Raw genomic sequence first — 2,944 nt, 5'->3', positions numbered from 1 at the left:
GTCGAGGGTGGCGTTCGCGGCGGGGGCGGCGGCCAGCGCGGTCGCCGCGAGCCCGGCCGCCGCAACGGCGGCGGCGGCTCCGCGGACGCGGGAGGGACGGATCTTCACTCTGCCTCCAGGGGGGATTGGGCGCGCCCGAATGGCGCGCCGGAGGTCACGGGTCATGCTCGAAGATCCGTGAACGCCCGTGTAAGGCGAGAAAGTGACCAACTGACCATCTACGGATTGTCACAATGGGTGCGGGTTCCGTGGCCGAATCTCGGGGAGGACTGCCCGTTTGGCGGGTTTCGGACCGGGACGAGAGGTCCAATCGCGGTGCCCCCCAGGGGGTGACGCCGGCTCCGGGGGACGGGAGGATGGCCCGGTGACGCTCCTCTTGGCCCGTTCCATCCTTGAGTCGCTGCTCGACCCCGCCCCCTGCCTGGACGCCCTGCGCCGCGGCTTCACGGCCGGGGACGGCGGCGCCGCCGCCCGCCGCGTGATCGTCGAGCTGCCCGGACAGGGCACCGCGACGGCGCTGATGCCGGGCGTGGTCGAGGGGATCCCCGCGTACACGGTGAAGGCCAACGCGAAGTTCCCCGGCAGCCGCCCGGCGCTGCGCGGCGTCGTCTGCCTGCACGACCTCGGGACGGGCGAGCTGCTGGCCCTCCTGGACTCGGCGACCGTGACCGCCTGGCGCACCGGCCTGGCCGCCGCCCTCGGCACCCACGCGCTGGCGCGCCCCGCGGCCGGCTCGGTCGCGGTGATCGGGGCGGGCGCGCAGGCCGAACTGGTCATGCGGGGCCTGGGCGAGCTGCGGGAGGTGCGCGACCTCACGGTGTTCGACCTGGACTCCGGCCGCGCCGCCGACTTCGCCGCGCGGCACGGCGCCCGGCTGGACGCGCCCGCGACCGTGGCGCCGGACCCGCGCGCCGCCGTCCGGGACGCCGGGATCGTGGTCCTGGCGACCTGGGCGCGCCGCCCCCTCCTGCACGCCGCCGACGTGGCCCCCGGGACGCACCTCACCTCGCTCGGCGCGGACCAGCCGGGCAAGGCCGAACTGGGGGCCGACCTGCTGGAGGGCGCCCGCGTCGTCGTCGACGACGTCCCCCTGGCCGTCGAGATGGGCGTGCTGGCCGGCGCGGGCCTGGACGTCGAGCACGCCGCCGGGACGCTGCGCGACCTGATGCGCGGCCAGGTGCCCGGGCGGGTGAAGGACGGCGAGGTCACGGTGTACGCGCCCGTCGGGCTGCCCTGGCAGGACCTCGCGCTGAGCTGGACGGCCTACACCGCGGCGCGCGACGCGGGCGCCGGAGCGGAGTTCGATTTCCTCGCCTGAACCGGTTCCGGCCCATCAGGTGTACGAACGCTAATTGGCGGAATACCCATCGCTGGATTCCTGGTTTCCACGGTGTCTTTACATTGACGCGGTGAATAGTGTTGGCTCCGTCCGGTAAGAGTTCAGTAGTCGTGCGGCCTGTCGAAGGTGACCTAATGAAAGTTCGATTTCGCGCTGACCGAATCCCCGGCAATGCCTCTCGGCAGCCGCCCTGACTTCCCTCTGAGACGCGTTCGGTGTTTGTCCTTTCTGAGGCCGCGGGCGGCCGTGTTGGAGACGAGAATGATTCGGATTCTGCTCGCCGAGGGGGCGCCGCTCCTGCGCGGCGGGCTGGTCGCGCTGTTCGACCGGGTGACGGATCTCGACGTGGTGGCGGCGCTGGGCTCGGGCGATCAGGTCCTCCGCACGGCGCGCAGACGCCGGCCCGACGTCGCGCTGATCGACGTCGGGCTGCCGGGCCTGGACGGTTTCACGGCCGCCCGGGCGTTACGCGAGGCCGTCCCGGAGTGCCGCACCGTTCTGATGGCGGGCCGCTGCCGGACCGGCGACCTGCGGCGCGCGGTGGCCGCGCGGGCCTCCGGGCTCGTGCTGAAGGACACCTCGCCGGGCGAGCTCGTGGACGCGATCAGGCGGGCGGCCGAGGGCGCGCGCGTCATCGACCCCGACATGGCCTTCACCGAACTGGGCTCGGCCCAGAGCCCGCTCACCGAACGGGAGATGGAGGTCCTCACCCTGGCGTCACGGGGCGCGTCCGCGGCGCAGATCGCCGAGGACCTCGTCCTGACGATCGGCACCGTCCGCAACCACCTCTCCCGCATCAACCGCAAGATCGGCGCGGAGAACCGGGTCCAGGCCATCCGGATCGCCGAGGACGCCGGGTGGCTGTGAGCCGTCCTCCCAGCGCCCGGTCAGGTCCCGGTACAGCGGGCACACCGCGGGCAGGTCCGCGTGCCGCCCGAGGTGGGCGCGGGTCCCGTCCAGCACCAGGACGCGGCGGGCGCGCATCGCCGAGCTGATCCGGTGCGCGATGACGACGAGCGTGCCGGGCCGGCGCGCGAACGCCTCCTCCACCCGCGCCTCGGCGGCCGGGTCGAGCCGGTACGCGGCCTCGTCCAGGATGACCAGGCGCTGCGGCGCGAGGTAGGCCCGGCACAGCGCCACGCACTGCCGCTGCGCCTCGGTCAGCGCGCCGGGCTCCAGCCGCGCCCCGTACCCGCCGAGGTCGCGGACGAGCGGCGCCAGCCCCAGCGCGTCCACGGCGCGGCCCGCCTCCTCCGGACCGGCGTCCGGCGCGTAGTAGACGAGGTTGTCGAGCAGGGTGCCGCCGAACACGTACGCCTCCTGCGGGACGAGCACCCGGCGGCCCGGATCGCCCGCCGGCCGCCCGTCCACCAGCACCTCGCCAGCGCCGGGCGCGGCCAGCCCCGCGATCAGCGCCGCGAGCGTCGACTTGCCGATCCCGCTCGGCCCCACCACGGCCAGGTGGTCGCCGTGCGGGACGACCAGGTCCAGGTTCTTGATCACCGGCCGCGCGCCGGCCCCGTAGGCGAAGGTCACGCCGCGCAGCTCCACCGCCGGCGCCCCCGGCACGGGCGCGGCGGGCTCGGGCGGGGCGGGCGCGTCCGG

Annotated in this window: 2 protein-coding genes and 1 pseudogene; 2 read left to right on the top strand and 1 reads right to left on the bottom strand. The window is 74.8% G+C overall.

Features of this window, described 5'->3' with window-relative positions:
* Positions 1 to 364 precede the first annotated feature (364 nt).
* Both ABWI04_RS42355 and ABWI04_RS42350 read left to right on the top strand, forming a co-directional pair.
* On the top strand, positions 365 to 1,318 hold the full coding sequence (locus ABWI04_RS42355; RefSeq protein ID WP_345187569.1) for an ornithine cyclodeaminase family protein: 954 nt from the start codon (positions 365 to 367) through the stop codon (positions 1,316 to 1,318).
* 282 nt (positions 1,319 to 1,600) lie between these two features.
* A complete protein-coding gene (locus tag ABWI04_RS42350) occupies positions 1,601 to 2,206 on the top strand; it encodes a response regulator (RefSeq protein WP_345187567.1) in 606 nt (201 codons plus the stop codon).
* Between the two features lie 12 nt (positions 2,207 to 2,218).
* Here the strand turns inward: ABWI04_RS42350 and ABWI04_RS42855 are convergent.
* A pseudogene (locus tag ABWI04_RS42855) lies at positions 2,219 to 2,944 on the bottom strand (ATP-binding cassette domain-containing protein); the annotation flags it as partial.

Origin of the sequence: Actinomadura sp. NPDC000929 (assembly GCF_040492065.1) — a bacterium.
Lineage (GTDB): Bacteria > Actinomycetota > Actinomycetes > Streptosporangiales > Streptosporangiaceae > Spirillospora > Spirillospora verrucosospora.
The sequence above is the reverse complement of the archived record's forward strand: the minus strand, read 5'-3'. Positions and strand labels throughout refer to the sequence as shown.